This is a genomic window from Allokutzneria albata, assembly GCF_900103775.1.
GTDB classification, from domain to species: domain Bacteria; phylum Actinomycetota; class Actinomycetes; order Mycobacteriales; family Pseudonocardiaceae; genus Allokutzneria; species Allokutzneria albata.
This window is the reverse complement of record NZ_LT629701.1, coordinates 4,127,852-4,145,000: the sequence shown is the minus strand read 5'-3', so window position 1 is coordinate 4,145,000 and position 17,149 is coordinate 4,127,852. Positions and strand designations below refer to the sequence as shown.

16 protein-coding genes and 2 rRNA genes (1 of these 18 only partly in view) are annotated in these 17,149 nt (G+C 70.8%); 16 read left to right on the top strand and 2 right to left on the bottom strand.

Translation table 11 applies throughout. The annotated features are described in order from the left end of the window. The 3 genes from BLT28_RS18335 to BLT28_RS41420 all read left to right on the top strand — a co-directional run. Positions 1–1,973 (top strand): 23S ribosomal RNA (locus BLT28_RS18335); it begins 1,136 nt to the left of the window's first position. A gap of 81 nt (positions 1,974–2,054) precedes the next feature. After that, positions 2,055–2,171, top strand: a 5S ribosomal RNA gene (rrf, locus tag BLT28_RS18330). A gap of 285 nt (positions 2,172–2,456) precedes the next feature. Further along, positions 2,457–2,762 carry a hypothetical protein gene (locus BLT28_RS41420; RefSeq protein ID WP_197684171.1) on the top strand — a complete coding sequence of 102 codons (306 nt, stop codon included), beginning with the start codon at positions 2,457–2,459 and terminating at the stop codon, positions 2,760–2,762. A gap of 488 nt (positions 2,763–3,250) precedes the next feature. Here the strand turns inward: BLT28_RS41420 and BLT28_RS41415 are convergent, their stop codons facing one another. After that, positions 3,251–3,925 carry a hypothetical protein gene (locus tag BLT28_RS41415; protein ID WP_197684170.1) on the bottom strand — a complete coding sequence of 225 codons (675 nt, stop codon included), beginning with the start codon at positions 3,923–3,925 and terminating at the stop codon, positions 3,251–3,253. On the opposite strand from BLT28_RS41415, the gene BLT28_RS41410 reads away from it, so the two are divergent. The 12 genes from BLT28_RS41410 (at position 3,869) to BLT28_RS18275 (ending at position 15,303) form a co-directional block, all read left to right on the top strand. After that, on the top strand, positions 3,869–4,759 hold the full coding sequence (locus BLT28_RS41410) for a tetratricopeptide repeat protein (protein ID WP_231950821.1): 891 nt from the start codon (positions 3,869–3,871) through the stop codon (positions 4,757–4,759). The genes BLT28_RS41415 and BLT28_RS41410 overlap by 57 nt on opposite strands. 149 nt (positions 4,760–4,908) lie before the next feature. After that, on the top strand, positions 4,909–5,913 hold the full coding sequence (locus BLT28_RS18320) for an HAD-IIA family hydrolase (RefSeq protein WP_043811620.1): 1,005 nt from the start codon (positions 4,909–4,911) through the stop codon (positions 5,911–5,913). Between the two features lie 89 nt (positions 5,914–6,002). After that, positions 6,003–6,200: a hypothetical protein gene (locus BLT28_RS40265; RefSeq protein WP_156050978.1), complete on the top strand. Its 198-nt coding sequence runs from the start codon at positions 6,003–6,005 to the stop codon at positions 6,198–6,200. Positions 6,201–6,204: 4 nt separating this feature from the next. Beyond that, positions 6,205–7,011: a TlyA family RNA methyltransferase gene (locus BLT28_RS18315; protein WP_030429833.1), complete on the top strand. Its 807-nt coding sequence runs from the start codon at positions 6,205–6,207 to the stop codon at positions 7,009–7,011. Beyond that, positions 7,008–7,901, top strand: coding sequence for an NAD kinase (locus BLT28_RS18310; protein ID WP_043811617.1), 894 nt, complete (start codon positions 7,008–7,010; stop codon positions 7,899–7,901). The genes BLT28_RS18315 and BLT28_RS18310 overlap by 4 nt, the downstream gene beginning before the upstream one ends. A gap of 46 nt (positions 7,902–7,947) precedes the next feature. Then, on the top strand, positions 7,948–9,726 hold the full coding sequence (gene recN / locus BLT28_RS18305; RefSeq protein ID WP_043811615.1) for a DNA repair protein RecN: 1,779 nt from the start codon (positions 7,948–7,950) through the stop codon (positions 9,724–9,726). Between the two features lie 190 nt (positions 9,727–9,916). Continuing rightward, the gene (gene steA, locus BLT28_RS18300) at positions 9,917–11,101 is read left to right on the top strand and encodes a putative cytokinetic ring protein SteA (RefSeq protein ID WP_030429830.1); all 1,185 of its coding nucleotides are present in this window, start codon (positions 9,917–9,919) and stop codon (positions 11,099–11,101) included. Next, a complete protein-coding gene (locus BLT28_RS18295; protein ID WP_030429829.1) occupies positions 11,098–12,036 on the top strand; it encodes a copper transporter in 939 nt (312 codons plus the stop codon). The genes steA and BLT28_RS18295 overlap by 4 nt, the downstream gene beginning before the upstream one ends. Positions 12,037–12,107: 71 nt before the next feature. Further along, positions 12,108–12,560, top strand: coding sequence for a hypothetical protein (locus BLT28_RS18290; RefSeq protein ID WP_030429828.1), 453 nt, complete (start codon positions 12,108–12,110; stop codon positions 12,558–12,560). Then, positions 12,557–12,880: a winged helix-turn-helix domain-containing protein gene (locus BLT28_RS18285; RefSeq protein ID WP_043811612.1), complete on the top strand. Its 324-nt coding sequence runs from the start codon at positions 12,557–12,559 to the stop codon at positions 12,878–12,880. Before BLT28_RS18290 ends, BLT28_RS18285 begins: the two co-directional genes overlap by 4 nt. Before the next feature lie 95 nt (positions 12,881–12,975). Beyond that, positions 12,976–14,670 (top strand): CTP synthase, encoded by a 1,695-nt coding sequence (locus tag BLT28_RS18280; RefSeq protein WP_030429826.1) that lies wholly within the window; start codon positions 12,976–12,978, stop codon positions 14,668–14,670. 3 nt (positions 14,671–14,673) lie between these two features. Beyond that, a complete protein-coding gene (locus BLT28_RS18275; RefSeq protein WP_030429825.1) occupies positions 14,674–15,303 on the top strand; it encodes an NUDIX domain-containing protein in 630 nt (209 codons plus the stop codon). 66 nt (positions 15,304–15,369) lie between these two features. Here the strand turns inward: BLT28_RS18275 and BLT28_RS18270 are convergent, their stop codons facing one another. Further along, entirely contained in the window at positions 15,370–15,831 is a 462-nt protein-coding gene (locus BLT28_RS18270) for a PPOX class F420-dependent oxidoreductase (RefSeq protein ID WP_030429824.1), read from the bottom strand. A gap of 169 nt (positions 15,832–16,000) precedes the next feature. On the opposite strand from BLT28_RS18270, the gene ald reads away from it, so the two are divergent. Beyond that, the gene (ald, locus tag BLT28_RS18265; RefSeq protein ID WP_030429823.1) at positions 16,001–17,116 is read left to right on the top strand and encodes an alanine dehydrogenase; all 1,116 of its coding nucleotides are present in this window, start codon (positions 16,001–16,003) and stop codon (positions 17,114–17,116) included. Positions 17,117–17,149: the final 33 nt, after the last annotated feature.

Genomic DNA, 17,149 nt, shown 5'->3' with positions numbered 1-17,149 from the left:
AGGAGGTTGGCTTAGAAGCAGCCATCCTTTAAAGAGTGCGTAATAGCTCACTGGTCAAGTGGTTCAGCGCCGACAATGTAGCGGGGCTCAAGCGCACCGCCGAAGCTGTGTCATTCACATATAGAGCTCGGCTGCAATCCTTGAGGTTGTGGTCCAGGTGTGTGGATGGGTAGGGGAGCGTCGTGTCACCAGGGAAGCAGCGGTGGAAACCAGCTGTGGAGGTGACGCGAGTGAGAATGCAGGTATGAGTAGCGAAAGCAGAGTGAGAAACTCTGCCGCCGGATGACCAAGGGTTCCTGGGCCAGGCTAATCCGCCCAGGGTAAGTCGGGACCTAAGGCGAGGCCGACAGGCGTAGTCGATGGACAACGGGTTGATATTCCCGTACCCGTGTGGATGCGCCCATGGCGAGGCCAGGGATACTAACCGCCCAAAGCGTTGTGCGTCTTCGGACAATCAACGTGGAGCGCGGGACCTGATCTGGTAGTAGTCAAGCGATGGGGTGACGCAGGAAGGTAGCTCCGCCAGTGAGTGGTTGTACTGGTGTAAGCGTGTGGCCCGAGTGGTAGGCAAATCCGCCGCTCATGTGGGTGAGGCGTGATGCGTAGCCGATTGAGGCGAAGTGAGTGATCCTATGCTGCCGAGAAAAGCCTCTAGTGAGTGTCCATGCGGCCCGTACCCCAAACCGACACAGGTGGTCAGGTAGAGAATACCGAGGCGATCGGGTGAACTGTGGTTAAGGAACTCGGCAAAATGCCCCCGTAACTTCGGGAGAAGGGGGGCCGGGTGGCTTGATACCCCTTGCGGGTTAGGGCTGAACGGCCGCAGAGACCAGGGAGAAGCGACTGTTTATTAAAAACACAGGTCCGTGCGAAGTCGCAAGACGATGTATACGGACTGACGCCTGCCCGGTGCTGGAACGTTAAGGGGACCGGTTAGCTCTTCGGGGCGAAGCTGAGAACTTAAGCGCCAGTAAACGGCGGTGGTAACTATAACCATCCTAAGGTAGCGAAATTCCTTGTCGGGTAAGTTCCGACCTGCACGAATGGCGTAACGACTTCTCCGCTGTCTCAACCACAGGCCCGGCGAAATTGCACTACGAGTAAAGATGCTCGTTACGCGCGGCAGGACGGAAAGACCCCGGGACCTTTACTATAGCTTGGTATTGGTGTTTGGTTCGGCTTGTGTAGGATAGGTGGGAGACTGTGAAGCTTCAACGCCAGTTGGGGTGGAGTCGTTGTTGAAATACCACTCTGGTCGTACTGGATGTCTAACCTCGGTCCATGATCTGGATCAGGGACAGTGCCTGGTGGGTAGTTTAACTGGGGCGGTTGCCTCCCAAAGGGTAACGGAGGCGCCCAAAGGTTCCCTCAGCCTGGTTGGCAATCAGGTGTTGAGTGTAAGTGCACAAGGGAGCTTGACTGTGAGACCGACGGGTCGAGCAGGGACGAAAGTCGGGACTAGTGATCCGGCACTGGCTTGTGGAAGCGGTGTCGCTCAACGGCTAAAAGGTACCCCGGGGATAACAGGCTGATCTTGCCCAAGAGTCCATATCGACGGCATGGTTTGGCACCTCGATGTCGGCTCGTCGCATCCTGGGGCTGGAGTAGGTCCCAAGGGTTGGGCTGTTCGCCCATTAAAGCGGCACGCGAGCTGGGTTTAGAACGTCGTGAGACAGTTCGGTCCCTATCCGCCGCGCGCGTTGGATACTTGAGGAAGGCTGTCCCTAGTACGAGAGGACCGGGACGGACGAACCTCTGGTGTGCCAGTTGTTCCGCCAGGGGCATTGCTGGTTGGCTACGTTCGGAAGGGATAACCGCTGAAAGCATCTAAGCGGGAAGCTCGTTCCAAGATGAGGTATCCCACCACCTTGAGTGGTTAAGGCTCCCAGTAGATGACTGGGTTGATAGGCCAGAGATGGAAGCACGGTAACGTGTGGAGTTGACTGGTACTAATAGGCCGAGGGCTTGACTACAAACATGCTACGCGTCCACTGTGCGGTTCTGAAACGAACAACCCGCCCATGCATGGGTGTGGGTTGATAGTTTCATAGTGTTTCGGTGGTTATGGCGGAGGGGAAACGCCCGGTCCCATTCCGAACCCGGAAGCTAAGCCCTCCAGCGCCGATGGTACTGCACTCGTGAGGGTGTGGGAGAGTAGGACGCCGCCGAACAATTCTTCGAAAAGGGGCCGGTCCACGGTTATCGTGGGCCTGCCTCTTTTCGCTTTGTTCGGGAGGTTGTTGTGTTCGGAACACCAGATGGGCGCGGCGACGACCGCCGAGGCGAGCGCGGCCGCGATGCGGGCCGTTCCGGAGGCGAACGACGCCCCGGCAAGGAGCGAACCGGGAACTCCGGGCGCCCCAGCTCCGGCGGAGACCGCCGCTATGGCAGCGACAGCCGCGGGGACAACCGCGGCCCTCGCCGCGACGACTCGCGGCGCAGCTACGGCACGCGCGATGAGCGCAGCGGCTACGGCGACGACCGCCGCGGCCCGCGACGCGATGACCGCCGTGACGACCGTGGCGGGTACCGAGGCGGTCAGGGGCAGCGTGACGACCGCCGTGACGACCGTCGTGATGACCGCGGTGGCTTCCGCCGTGACGACCGCGGCGACCGAGGTGACCGGAAGTGGGACGACCGCCGGGGTGGCCAGGGGCCGCGTCAGGGCGGCTGGCAGGGCGGCGACAACCGTGGCCCGCGTCGTGACGACCGAGGCGACTCGCGTGGTGACTTCCGCGACCGCAGCTCCGGGTCGAAGGTAGAGCGGGACGACCGCGGCTACCGCGGTTCGCGTGACGACCGTGGCGAGCGCAAGTTCCACCGTGATGACCGTGGTCCCCGTGATGACCGTGGTCCGCGTCGCGACGATCGGGGCGACCGTGGTGGTCGTTCCTTCGTTCCGCGTGACGACCGTGGCGGCGAGCGGAAGTTCCAGCCCCGTGACGATCGCGGTGGTGAGCGGAAGTTCCAGCCGCGTGACGATCGGGGCGGCCGTCGCGACGACCGGGGTGGCTCGGGTGAGCGCCGGTTCCAGAATAGGGACGACCGCGGTTACCGGGACAACCGTGATGACCGTGGCGGCGACCGCCGGTTCGGGTCTCGCGACGAGCGTGCCGGCTCCCGCGACGACCGCGGCGGCTACCGCCGTGACGATCGGGGTGGAGACCGCAAGTTCCAGCGGGACGACCGCGGTGACCGTGGGCGCTTCGGGTCTCGCGACGAGCGCGCGGGCGACGACCGCCGGTACGGATCACGCGACGACCGTGGCGGCGACCGCCGGTTCCAGCGGGACGACCGCGGCGACCGCCCCTTCCAGCGGGACGACCGTGGCGGTGACCGACCGTTCCGTCGTGATGACCGTGGCGGCGACCGCCCCTTCCAGCGGGACGACCGTGGCGGTGACCGTCCCTTCCGTCGTGATGACCGCGGTGGTGACCGTCCGTTCCAGCGCGATGATCGCGGTGGTGAGCGGAAGTTCCAGCCGCGTGACGACCGTGGTGGCGAGCGCAAGTTCACTCCGCGTGATGACCGTGGTGGTGAGCGGAAGTTCCAGCCGCGTGACGACCGTGGCGGCGAGCGCGGGTTCACGCCTCGCGACGACAGGGGCGGCGAGCGCAAGTTCCAGCGGGACGACCGTGGTGGCGACCGCCGCGATGATCGGCGTGACGGCCGGCGTGACGACCGTGGGGACCGTCGTCCGGGTGAGCGGAAGTTCGGGCCGCGGGACGACAGGTCCGGCGGCCGCAAGTTCGATCGGAAGGACCGGGCGCCGCGTGGGGCCGACGGGCCGAGGTCGGACTCGGACGCGCCGCGCCTGCCCGAGCCGGAGCTGCCCGAGGGCATCGAGGCCGGCGACCTCGACGCCGAGGTGCGCGCCGATCTGCGCAGCCTGCCCAAGGGCGCGGCGGAGTCGATCGCAAAGCACCTGGTCGCCGCCGGTCAGCTGATCGACGAGGACCCGGAGAAGGCGCTGGAGCACGCCCGCTACGCGCGGTCCAAGGCCGGGCGGGTGGCGCTGGTGCGCGAGGCCGCGGGCCTGGCCGCCTACCACGCGGGGGAGTGGGCCGAGGCCATCGCCGAGCTGCGCGCGTCGCGGCGGATGGGCGGCGGACCCGGTCACCTGGCGATCCTCGCCGACTGCGAGCGGGCCCTCGGCAGGCCGGAGCGGGCGCTGGAGTTCGCCAGGAGCCCGGAGGCAGCCCAGCTCAGCGCCGATCAGGCGGTCGAGCTGCGCATCGTGATCGCGGGCGCCCGCAGGGACATGGGCCAGCTCGACGCGGCCGTGGTCGCGCTGCAGGGCGACGACCTGGACGCGAAGCGGCGGGACCCGTGGAGCGCGCGGCTGTTCTACGCCTACGCCGACAACCTCGCCGCCGCCGGGCGGACCGAGGAGGCTGTGCGGTGGTTCATCAACGCCGCCGAGGCCGATGTCGAGGAGGAGACCGACGCCTCCGAGCGGGCCTCTGAGCTCAGCGGTGGTGCGCCCGCTCAGTTCCACGTGCAGGTCCCGCGGCCTCCTGTCCCGGCCAAGGCCGAGACGCCCGCCGACGACGATGACGCCGGGGCCGGTGACAAGGCAGAGGCCGCTGCCCCGAGCGACGAGGACGCCGACGCCGCTGACGACAGCGACGACGACGTGGCGGTCGAGGACACTCCCGTCAAGGACAGTGCGGTCGAGGACAGCGCTGCCGAGGACGACAGCGATTCGGATGACAGCGAGAAGGACGACAAGAGCGGCAAGAACGACAGCGCGTCCTGACCGGAGACCCGCTTTGCGGGGTCGAGCATCGGCACCGAAGACCCGCTTGCGGGGTCGAGCATCGGCACCGAGCAAGTAACGTGGTGAGAGCCCCCGTACCCGTTGGGTGCGGGGGCTTTCCCGTTTCCGGGGTCGAGCATCGACAAGGAGTGAACAGCGTGCTGCTTGAGGACTACGACGGCCTGCTCTTCGACCTCGACGGCACGGTGTACCGCGGGGAACAGCCGCTGCCGTGGGCCGCCGAGGTGGTGCGGGCGGCGCGGGAGCACGGACGCGCGGTGCGCTTCGTCACCAACAACGCCTCGCGGCGTCCCGCGGACGTCGCCGACCACCTCAACGAGCTGGACCTGAACACGGGGCCGGACGAGGTCAGCACGAGCGCGCAGGCCGGGGCGGCGTTGCTCGCCGAGCGGGTGCCCGCGGGTTCGAAGGTGTTGGTGCTGGGTTCGGAGGGGCTGGTCGAGGAGGTCAGGCTGGCCGGCCTGACGCCGGTCCGCAGCGCGGACGAGGAGCCGGTCGGTGTGGTCCAGGGCCTGTCGAAGACGCTGGGCTGGCCGGAGTTCGCCGAGGCCACGCTGGCGATCCAGGCGGGTGCGCTGTGGGTGGCCTGCAACCTGGACCTGGTGCTGCCGACCGAGCGCGGGATGTTGCCGGGCAACGGCGCGCTGGTGGCCGCCGTGCGCGCCGCGACCGGAGCGGAACCCCTCGTCGCGGGCAAGCCGGCGGCGACCCAGCTCAACCAGGCCGCCGCTTCGGCGGGGCTGGCCAAGCCGCTGGTGGTGGGCGATCGGCTGGACACCGACATCGAGGGCGCGGACGCGGCGGGGATGGACTCGCTGCTGGTGCTGACCGGGGTGGCCACGCCCGCCTCGGTGCTCGCCGCCCCGGCCCGCCAGCGGCCCCGTTATGTTTCCGCTGGGCTGGAAGGGTTGCTCGCACCGGCCGCCGACTCGGAGATCGCCGGGGCGACCGGCTGGAAGTCCACTGTGGACGGTTCGCGGCTCGTGCTCGCGCACGAGGGCGGGTCCGAAGAGGACCTTTCCGCGCTCCGCTCGCTCTGCGCCGCCTGGTGGGCCACCGGCACGGGCGTGCCGAAGGTCGTGGCCGCCGATCACGCGGCAGAGGCGGCTTTGCGTCGGTTGGCGCTGGACTGAACCGGAATGACGGTCGGATCGGCTAGCGTGATGCCGCATAACCTGCCCAGCAGTCAGATCAGCACTGCCCACCACAGGAGCGCACACCCATGACGCCAGAACAGCCTTATCGGCCGTCGCCGATGGCACTGGCCACCCCCTCGGCCCAGCTGAGCGCCGAGAGCATCGACGCCGCGCTCATCGGCATCGAGGACCTGGACGCCGTGCCACTGGCCGAGCACGTCGGGCGGTTCGACGCGGTGCACTCCGCGCTCACCGACGCGCTCTCCGCCATCGATCGGGTGTAGGCGCGTGCCGAAGAGGGCGCGGCTGGACGCCGAACTGGTCCGCCGGGGGCTGGCGCGGTCCCGCGACCACGCCGTCGAGCTGGTCACCGCCGGACGCGTCACCGTGCGCGGTTCGGTGGCGACCAAGGCGGCGACCGCGGTCGAGGCCGACGCGCCGGTGGTGGTCCGCGACGCCGAGGACGATCCGGGGTGGGCATCGCGCGGCGCGCACAAGCTGCTGGGCGCGCTGGAGGCCTTCGAGATCGACCCGGCCGGGCGGCGGTGCCTGGACGCGGGCGCCTCGACGGGCGGGTTCACCGACGTGCTGCTGCGCGCGGACGCCGCGGAGGTGGTCGCGGTCGACGTCGGCTACGGCCAGCTGGCGTGGAAGCTGCGCACCGATGACCGGGTGCGCGTGCACGACCGCACGAACGTCCGCACGCTGACGCCGGAAACCATTGGCGGCCAAGTGGATCTGGTGGTCGCCGACCTGTCCTTCATCTCGCTGCGGCTGGTGCTGCCCGCGCTCGCCGCGTGCGCCCGTCCCGACGCCGACCTGGTGCCCATGGTCAAGCCGCAGTTCGAGGTCGGCAAACAACGCCTGGGCGCCAAGGGGGTCGTGCGCGATCCCGCGCTGCGCGCGGAGGCGGTGACCGACGTGGCGATGGCCGCGGCGGAGTCGGGGCTCGGGTTGCGCGGGGTCACCGCGAGCCCGCTACCGGGACCTAGTGGCAATGTGGAGTTCTTCCTGTGGCTGCGCAAGGAACAACCTTCCTCGAGGACCGAGGTGGAGCAGCTGGTGCGGGCGGCGGTCGAGGCGGGACCTGGGTGACCGCGCGTGAGGTGCTGCTCGTCGTGCACACCGGGCGCGAGGAGAACATCAGGACCGCCAAGGACGTCGCGAACCGGTTGACCGAAGCGGGCATCCGCCTGCGCATCCTGGGCGAGGAGTCGCCGGACCTCGATCCGGCCTGCTACGGCTCGGTCGTCAAGCACGCGCCGGAGGCCGCCGAGGGCACCGAGGTCGTGCTCGTGCTCGGCGGCGACGGCACGCTGCTGCGCGCGGCCGAGCTGGCGCGGCCCGCCGGGGTGCCGATGCTCGGGGTGAACCTCGGGCGGGTCGGGTTCCTGGCCGAGGCCGACGCGGACGCGCTGGACGAGGTGGTCGCCGCCGTGGTCGACCGGCAGTACCGGGTCGAGGAGCGGATGACCGTCGACGTGGTCGCCAAGGTCAACGGCACCGAGCTGACCAGGACCTGGGCCTGGAACGAGGCCAGCGTCGAGAAGATCAGCCGGGAGCGCATCCTGGACGCGGTGCTGGAGGTCGACGGGCGCCCGGTGTCGGGGTTCGGCTGCGACGGCGTGCTGTGCGCGACCCCGACCGGGTCGACGGCCTACGCCTTCTCCGCGGGTGGTCCGGTGATGTGGCCGGAGGTGCAGGCGCTGCTGGTCGTGCCGAGCAACGCGCACGCCCTGTTCGCGCGGCCCCTGGTGCTCTCGCCGGAGTCCGTCGTCGCGGTGGAGCTGGACGCGGGCGGGCACCCGGCGGTGCTGTGCTGCGACGGGCAGCGGACCTTCGAGCTGCCGCCGGGCGCGCGGGTCGAGGTCACCGGCGGGTCGCTGCCGGTCCGGCTGGTGCGGCTGCGGCAGGCGCCGTTCACCGATCGGCTGGTCCGCAAGTTCTCCCTGCCGACGCACGGCTGGCGGGGCCCGGCCCGGTGACCCCGCGCGGCGGGCGCTGTCGGGGCGAGGCGCTAGGGTGCGGTCTGTGCTAGCCGAGATGCGCATCCAGGGCCTCGGCGTGATCGATGACGCCACCCTCGAACTCCACCAGGGCCTGACCGTCGTGACCGGCGAGACCGGCGTCGGCAAGACCATGGTGGTGAGCGGGTTGCACCTGCTCTCCGGTGGCCGCGCCGACGCGTCGCGGGTCCGCACCGGCGCGGACCGGGCGGTGGTGGAGGGCAGGTTCACCCTCGCCGAGAACAGCCCGGCCCTGACCGTCGCCGAGGACTCCGGCGCCGCCCCCGACGAGGACGGCAGCCTCATCGCCGTGCGCACCGTCAGCTCCGACGGGCGCTCCCGCGCCCACCTCGGTGGCCGCACCGTGCCGGTCGGGGTGCTCTCCGAGCTGGCCGACCAGCTGCTCGCGGTGCACGGCCAGAACGACCAGCTGCGGCTGCTGCGCTCCGGTGAGCAGCGCGCCGTGCTGGACCGCTCGGCGGGCACGGCCGTCTCCCGGCCGCTCGCGGAGTACCGCAAGGTGCGCGCGGAGTGGATGAAGGTCTCCCGCGAGCTGACCGAGCGCACCGAGAACGCGCGCGAGCTGGCCCGCGAGGCGGACCTGCTGCGGCACGGGCTGACCGAGATCGAGTCCGTGGCGCCCAAGCCCGGTGAGGACGTGGAGCTGGTCGAGCTGACCCGCCGCCTCGCCGACGTCGACGTGCTGCGCGAGGCCGCGGCGGGCGCGCAGTTCGACCTGACCGGCTCGCAGGAGGCCGACGGCGACGCGCTCGGCGCGCTGGGGCTGGTCGGGGACGCGCGCAGGCGCATCGCGGCCAGCGAGGACGCGGCGCTGCGCGAGCTGGACTCCCGGCTGGCCGAGGCGGCCGCGCTGCTGGCCGACGTGGGCACGGAGCTGGGTGGCTACCTGGACCGGCTGGACGTGGATCCGGCCGAGCTGGAGCGTGCGCTGGCCAGGCAGGCCGAGCTGAAGCAGCTGACCCGCAAGTACGCCGCGGACGTGGACGGCGTGCTGGAGTGGGCCGAGCAGGCGCGGCAGCGGCTGGCCGGGATGGACGTCTCCGAGGAGGCGCTGGAGGCGATGGCGGCCCGCCGCGACGAGCTCGCGGTGGAGCTGGCCAAGCTGGCCGGGGAGCTGACCACGGCGCGGCTGGCCGCGGCCAAGGAACTGGGCGAGGCGGTGACCAAGGAGCTGGCCGGGCTGGCGATGCCGCAGGCGCGGCTGGAGGTCGCCGTCTTCGACCGGACGGCGGGTCCCGGTGACCCGACCGCGCTGCAGCTCGGCGGGCGCACGCTGCAGGCCGGGCCGGACGGGGTCGACGAGGTCGAGCTGCAGCTGGTCCCGCACCCCGGCGCGCCCGCTCTGCCGGTGCACAAGGGTGCCTCCGGTGGTGAGCTGTCCCGGGTGATGCTGGCCATCGAGGTGGTGCTCTCGCACGCCGACCCGGTACCGACGATGATCTTCGACGAGGTGGACGCCGGGGTCGGCGGCCGGGCCGCGGTGGAGATCGGCCGCAGGCTGGCCCGGCTGGCGCGCAGCCACCAGGTGATCGTGGTGACCCACCTGGCCCAGGTCGCGGCCTACGCGGACCGGCACTTGGTGGTGGACAAGGTCAGCGGCGGCGCCGGGGTGACCCGCAGCGGGGTCCGGATGCTCAACCACAACCAGCGCGTGGTGGAGCTGGCCAGGATGCTCGCGGGCATGGAGGTTACCGAGTCCGGCCGCGCCCACGCCGAGGAGCTGCTGGCCACCGCCGAGGCCGATCGCGAGGCCCACCGCGCCAAGAAGTCCCGCAAGAAGTAACCGGCTTCTCTGGAGACGTGAGCGGGGCTCGTGGAACACGAGTTCGCCGCGGCGCCAGGGGAGGACGGGCGAACTTGGGCGAAAGTTGGTCAACTCGCCGTAACCGCCTGTCCTTCGCCTGAGTGACCTGGGAAAATCGTTCCGGCGTGGCGTCGCGGGGGCGATGCGGGGTTTTGTGAGCATCGATCGCATGAAGCTCACCGGACTCCTGAACCGGACCTCCTCGGCGCTGCCCGGGGTCACCGGTATCGCGCGCGTCGACCGCCGCACCGGTGGTCTGCTCCGTCGGCTCGCCCCCGGCGACATCGCCGTCATCGACCAGGTCGACCTGGACCGCAAGACCGCGGACGCGCTGGTCGAGGCGCGGGTGGCCGGGGTGGTCAACGCCTCCCGGTCGATCTCCGGCCGCTTCCCCAACCTCGGGCCGGAGGTGCTCGTCGCGGCGGGCATCACGCTGATCGACGGGGTCGGGGCGGAGCCGCTGCGCCGGATCAAGGACGGGATGCGGCTGCGGCTGCACGACGGCGGGGTCTACGCCGGGGACGACGAGCTCGCGCACGGGGCCCAGCAGACCGCCGAGTCCATCGCCGACCAGATGATCGAGGCGAAGGCGGGGATGGCCGCGCAGCTGGAGGCCTTCTCCGCCAACACCATCGAGTTCCTGCGCCAGGAACGCACGCTGATCCTGGACGGCATCGGCGTGCCCGAGCTGTACGTGCCGATCAAGGACCGGCCGGTCCTGGTGGTCGCGCCCGGCCGGGATCACCAGGAGGACCTGGCGGCGCTGCGCAAGTACATCAAGGAGTACCGGCCGGTGCTGGTCGGTGTGGACGCGGCGGCCGACACGCTGCGCCGGGCCGGGCACAAGCCGGACATCATCGTCGGCGACCCGGAGGGCATCACCAACGAGACGCTGAAGTCCGGCGCGGAGGTCGTGCTGCCCGCGCAGGTCGACGGGCACGCGCCCGGCCTGGAGCGCATCCAGGACCTCGGCATCGGCGCGGTCACCTTCCCCGCCTCCTGCAACCCCGAGGACCTGGCGCTGCTGCTGGCCGAGGCGCACGGCGCCAGCCTGGTGATCGCGGTCGGTTTCCAGGCCACGCTGGCGGAGTTCCTCGACCGGGGCCGCAACGGCTCCAACCCCTCGACGTTCCTGACCCGGCTGCGCATGGGCAGCAAGCTGCTCGACGGCAAGGCGGTCGCCACGCTCTACCGCAGCCGCGTCTCCCTGGGCGCCGTGCTGCTGCTCGTCCTCACCGCGCTCGTGGTGCTCGTCGCCGCCCTGTCCGTGACCAACGTCGGACAGGCCTACGCCGAGCAGGCCGGCCGGTTGCTCACCGACCTGATGACCTGGATCAAGGGACTGTTCTCGTGATTTCGCTGAGATACCACCTGGTTTCCATCGCCGCGGTCTTCCTCGCCCTCGCGCTCGGCGTCGTGCTCGGCTCGACCACGGTCAGCGAGCCGTTGCTGGCCGGGCTGTCCAACGACAAGGACTCGCTCGGCAGGCGGGTGGCCGACCTGCAGGCCGAGCGCAACGGGCTGAACGCGCGGCTGGCCGACGCCGACCGGTTCAGCGGAGCCATCGCGCCGCTGGCCGTGCGCGGGCAGCTGGACCAGCGCACCGTCGTGCTGATCACCACCGCCAACGCCAACCCGGCCGACCGGGACGCGCTGACCCAGCTGCTGCGCACCGCGGGCGCGACGATCACCGGCGAGCTGCAGCTCACCGAGACCTTCGTGGACCCGAACAAGGCCGACCAGCTTCGCGACCTGGTGCCGCGGGTGCTGCCCGCGGGCGCGCAGCTGCCGACCGCCTCGGACCCGGGCACCCTGGCCGGGGGTCTGATCGGTCAGCTGGTCCTGCTCAACCCGCAGAACAACAAGCCGCAGGCGAGCCCGGAGGAGAGCAGCGCCGCGCTGAGCGGGCTGGCCAACGGCGGCTTCGTCCGGATCGGGCCGAACCTGCGGCCCGCGCAGCTGGCCGTGGTGCTCACCGGGGGCGCGGTCGGCGGGGACGCGGCCGGGGACCGGGCCGCCACGGTGTCGCGGTTCGCCACCCAGCTCGACCGCGCGGGCGCCGGGGTGGTGCTGGCGGGGCGGGGCGGTTCCGCCGACGGCACCGGCGCGGTGGGCGTGGTCCGCGCCGACACGGCCGCCACCTCGATTCTGTCCACTGTGGACAATGTTGACTCGTTCGCCGGGCGCGTGGTGACCGTGCTCGCGCTGCGGGAGCAGCTGGAGGGCCGCTCCGGGCGGTACGGGATCGCGGGCAACGCGCAGGCGCCCGCCCCGCAGATGTCGAACTAGGAGTTGTCCGCCTCGTCGCCCGTCAACTACTTTCTCTATGGAAAGTAGTTGACGGGGGAGAGGTGCGGGCGATGGACGACCCGAGGCTGGCGCTGGCCGAGGTGGAACGGCAGCGCACCGCGATGGCCGCCCGGATCAGGTTGCCGTGGTGGTTCCTGGCGCTGTTCGCGGTGACCTGGACGGCCGTCGTCGCAGGTCCCGCGCTGGTCGAGGTGGGTTTGCCGCGGCTGCCGTACACGTTCTTCGGCGTCGGCGTGCTGATCGCGCTGCTGGTGGTGTTCCGGCGCCGATCGGGGCTGCACCTGCTGTGGCAGAGCCGGGAGTACCCGTCCATGCGGCGCAAGCGCCAGGTCGTCGGTCTGGTCGCGGTGCTCATGGGCGTGCCCGCGGTGTCGTGGACGTGCCTCTTCCTGGGCGCCCCGGCGCTCGCCGTCGCGGTGGCCGTGGTGGGAGGGGTGCTGGCGGCCGACCAGTGCCGGCGGACCAACGCGGGCATCCGCGCGGACGTGCTGGCGGGCCGATGAGCGAGCTGGACGCGGTCATCCACCCGATGCCCCGGCTGTCGATCTGCGCGGCGCTCGCGGCCGGGCCGGAGTGGGTCGAGTTCAAGGTCGTCCGCGAGGCGACCGGGCTGAGCGACTCGATGATCTCCAAGCACACCAGGGTGTTGGAGGAGGCCGGCTACCTGGAGGTGCGCAAGGGCGCGGTCGGGCGGCGGCCGCGCACGTGGTTCCGGCTCGCGCCGTTCGGGCGCACGCGCTACCTCGGGCACGTGGCCGCGCTGCGACGGCTGGTGACCGAGGTGGGCGACACGGCCGCCGGGATTACTGCTCCGTCCGAGTGAGGTGTTACCGTGAAACCCCGTGGATGGCCGTTCTGGCCTACCTCAGCGTTGCGATCACAAGCGACACGATGATCTGGAAACCACGGGAGCCCTCCTTGGTCTTGCAAGGCCGTACGACAAAGCACGTGTTCGTCACCGGGGGCGTCGCCTCCTCCCTCGGCAAGGGGCTCACCGCTTCCAGCCTCGGCGAGCTGCTGACCTCCCGAGGGCTTCGGGTGACCATGCAGAAGCTGGACCCGTACCTCAACGTCGACCCCGGCACGATGAACCCGTTCCAGCACGGCGAGGTCTTCGTCACCGAGGACGGCGCCGAGACCGACCTGGACATCGGCCACTACGAGCGGTTCCTGGACCGCTCGCTGGACGGCAACGCCAACGTGACCACCGGCCAGGTCTACTCCGCGGTGATCGCCAAGGAACGGCGCGGCGAGTACCTCGGCGACACCGTCCAGGTGATCCCGCACATCACCGACGAGATCAAGTCCCGCATCCTCGGCATGGCCAACCCCGGGGCCGACGGGCGCGCCCCGGACGTGGTGATCACCGAGGTCGGCGGCACCGTCGGCGACATCGAGTCGCTGCCGTTCCTGGAGGCCTGCCGCCAGGTCCGGCACGACGTCGGCCGGGACAACGTGTTCTTCCTGCACGTCTCGCTGGTGCCCTACCTGGCGCCCTCCGGTGAGCTGAAGACCAAGCCGACGCAGCACTCCGTCGCCGCGCTGCGCAACATCGGCATCCAGCCCGACGCGATCGTCTGCCGCGCCGACCGGGAGATCCCGGACGGGCTCAAGCGCAAGATCGCGCTGATGTGCGACGTGGACACCGAAGCCGTGGTGGCGGCGCCGGACGCGCCGTCGATCTACGACATCCCCAAGGTGCTGCACGCGGAGGGGCTGGACGCCTACGTGGTGCGCCGCCTCGGCCTGCCCTTCCGGGACGTCGACTGGACCGTGTGGGGCGACCTGCTGGAGCGGGTGCACAACCCGCGCGACACCGTGCGCATCGCGCTGGTGGGCAAGTACGTCGACCTGCCGGACGCCTACCTGTCGGTGAGCGAGGCCCTGCGCGCGGGCGGGTTCGCGCAGCGGGCCAAGGTCGAGATCAAGTGGGTGCCCTCCGACGAGTGCGAGACCGCGGCCGGTGCCGCGAACGCGCTGGCCGGGGTGGACGGCGTGCTCATCCCCGGCGGCTTCGGGGTGCGCGGCATCGAGGGCAAGATCGGCGCGATCACCCACAGCCGGACCAGGGGCATCCCCACCCTCGGCCTGTGCCTCGGGCTGCAGTGCATGGTGATCGAGGCCGCGCGCGGGCTGGCCGGGATCGCCGAGGCGAACTCCGCCGAGTTCGACGAGACCAGCGTCCACCCGGTGATCAGCACCATGGCCGACCAGCAGGACGTGGTGGCCGGCGAGCGGGACATGGGCGGCACCATGCGGCTGGGCGCCTACCCGGCCCGGCTCAAGCCCGGTTCCGTGGTGGCGCAGGCGTACGGGACGACCGAGGTCTCCGAGCGGCACCGGCACCGCTACGAGGTGAACAACGCCTACCGCAAGGACCTGACCAAGGCGGGCCTGGTCTTCTCCGGCACCTCGCCGGACGACCACCTGGTGGAGTTCGTCGAGCTGCCGCGCGAGGAGCACCCGTTCTTCGTCGCCACCCAGGCGCACCCCGAGCTGAAGAGCCGCCCCACCCGCCCGCACCCGCTGTTCGCGGCGTTCATCGGCGCGGCGCTGGACTACCGGGCCGCCGACCGGCTGCCGGTGGAGATCGCCGAGAGCGCGGGGGTCTGAGCCGTGGCCGCCGGTGAGCACGAGTTCCACACGGTGGGCAGCCAGGACGTCTACGCGGGCCGGGTGATGGCCCTGCGCGTGGACGACGTGGCGATGCCGGGCGGCAGCGTCGCGGTGCGCGAGGTGGTCGAGCACCCGGGCGCGGTCGCCGTGGCCGCGGTGGACGCCGACGAGCGGATCGTGCTGATCCACCAGTACCGGCACCCGGTGGGGCGGCGGTTGTGGGAGCTGCCCGCCGGTCTGCTCGACGTCGACGGGGAGGCCCCCGAGCTGACCGCCGCGCGGGAGCTGGCCGAGGAGGCCGGGCTGGCCGCCGCGGAGTGGTCCACCCTGGTCGACGTGGCGGCCTCGCCCGGGTTCACCGACGAGGTGGTGCGGGTGTTCCTGGCCCGCAGACTGTCCACTGTGGATCGTGGGGAGATCGCGGACGACGAGGAGTCCGACCTGGTGCTGCGGCGGGTCCCGCTGCGGGAGGCCGTGTCCATGGTGCTCTCCGGCGAGATCGTCAACGCCTCGTCGGTCGGCGGCATCCTCGCCGCGCACGCGGTGCTCTCCGGCGCCGTCACCCCGCGCCCCGCATCGGCGCCGTGGCAGGACCGCCCGCACCGGTGGGCGGACCGCCGCCGCGGCTGAGACCGTGGATGTGTACCCAATGCGGCATTCGTTTCGTCAGACGTAACGAATGCCGCATTGGGTACGTCAGGGGACGCGGTTCGGGGGGAAGCCCCCGGTGGCGATGGGGCCCCAGTCCTCGATGGCGATGCGGATGAGGCATTTGCCCTGGCGGCGCATGGCCTCGCGGTACTCGTCCCAGTCGGGGTGCTCGCCCGAGATGCAGCGGTAGTACTCGACCAGCGGCTCGACGGCCTCGGGCAGGTGGATCACCTCGGCGCGGCCGTCGACCTGCACGTAGGCGCCGTCCCAGTCGTCGGAGAGCACGCACAGGGTGACCCGGGGGTCGCGCCCGGCGTTGCGGGCCTTGGCGCGCTCGGGATAGGTGGAGACCACCAGGTGGCCCTCGGTGCTCAGGCCGCAGGCGACCGGGGAGACCTGGGGGCGGCCGTCGCGGCGGGCGGTGATGAGGACGCCCTTGTGGCGCGGGCGGAGGAAGTCCAGCAGTTCGGCGCGGGTGGGAACGCGCGCGGTGGCGAGGTTGGGCACGGGCGCAGGCTAACCCGCGTGCAGTCTGTCCACCGCCGCTGTGAATGACCTCCGACTTGTCCGGGGAAACCGGTCAAGGACCCACCGCCGGGGCGCCCCGGGACGGTTAGGCTGCCTCCATCCGGGTGGCAATGGCGCCGTCCGGTGTTCTTCGAGGAAGGAAATCGGCGTGAAGGTCGGAGTACCCCGCGAGGTCAAGAACCACGAGTACCGAGTGGCCATCACCCCGGCCGGCGTGGTGGAGCTGGTGCGCAGGGGCCACGATGTCGTGATCGAGAAGGACGCCGGAGCCGGCTCGTCCTTCCCCGACTCCGACTACCTGGCCGCAGGCGCGAAGATCCTCAACGACGCGGACGACGTCTGGGCCGAGGCCGACCTCGTGCTCAAGGTGAAGGAGCCGGTCGCCGAGGAGTACCACCGGATGCGCCCGGGCCAGACCCTCTTCACCTACCTGCACCTCGCGGCGAGCAAGGAGTGCACCGAGGCGATCGCGCGCTCGGGCGTCGACGCCGTCGCCTACGAGACGGTCCAGCTGCCCGACGGCTCGCTGCCGCTGCTCGCCCCGATGAGCGAGGTCGCGGGCCGGATGGCCCCGCAGGTCGGCGCGCACTGCCTGGAGCGGGCCCAGGGCGGCCGCGGCGTGCTGCTCGGCGGCGTCTCCGGCGTCCCGGCGGGCAAGGTCGCGGTGATCGGCGCGGGCGTGTCCGGGATGAACGCCGCGACCATCGCACTGGGCCTGCAGGCCGAGGTCGTGGTGCTGGACACCAACATCAACCGGTTGCGGCAGATCGACTTCGTCTACCGCGGCCACCTGCAGACGATCAACAGCAACGCCTACGAGCTGGAGCGGATCTGCCTCTGGGCGGACATGGTCATCGGCGCGGTGCTGGTGCCGGGTGCCAAGGCGCCCAAGCTGATCAGCAACGACCTGGTGTCGCGGATGCGGCCCGGTTCGGTGCTGGTGGACATCGCCATCGACCAGGGCGGCTGCTTCGAGGACTCGCGTCCGACCACGCACGCCGACCCGACGTTCACCGTGCACGACTCGGTGTTCTACTGCGTGGCGAACATGCCGGGCGCGGTGCCGCACACCTCGACGTGGGCGCTGACCAACGTCACGCTCCCGTACGTGACCGCGTTGGCGGACAAGGGAATGCGCAAGGCGCTGCAGGACGACCCGTCGCTGGCCAAGGGCGCCAACGTGATCAGCGGGCAGATCGTGCTGCCCGAGGTCGCGCAGGCGCACGGGCTGCCGCACGCCGAGCTGGCGGACCTGCTGGCGTGACAGCGGATCAGGCCGCCGGGGCGGGCCGGGAGG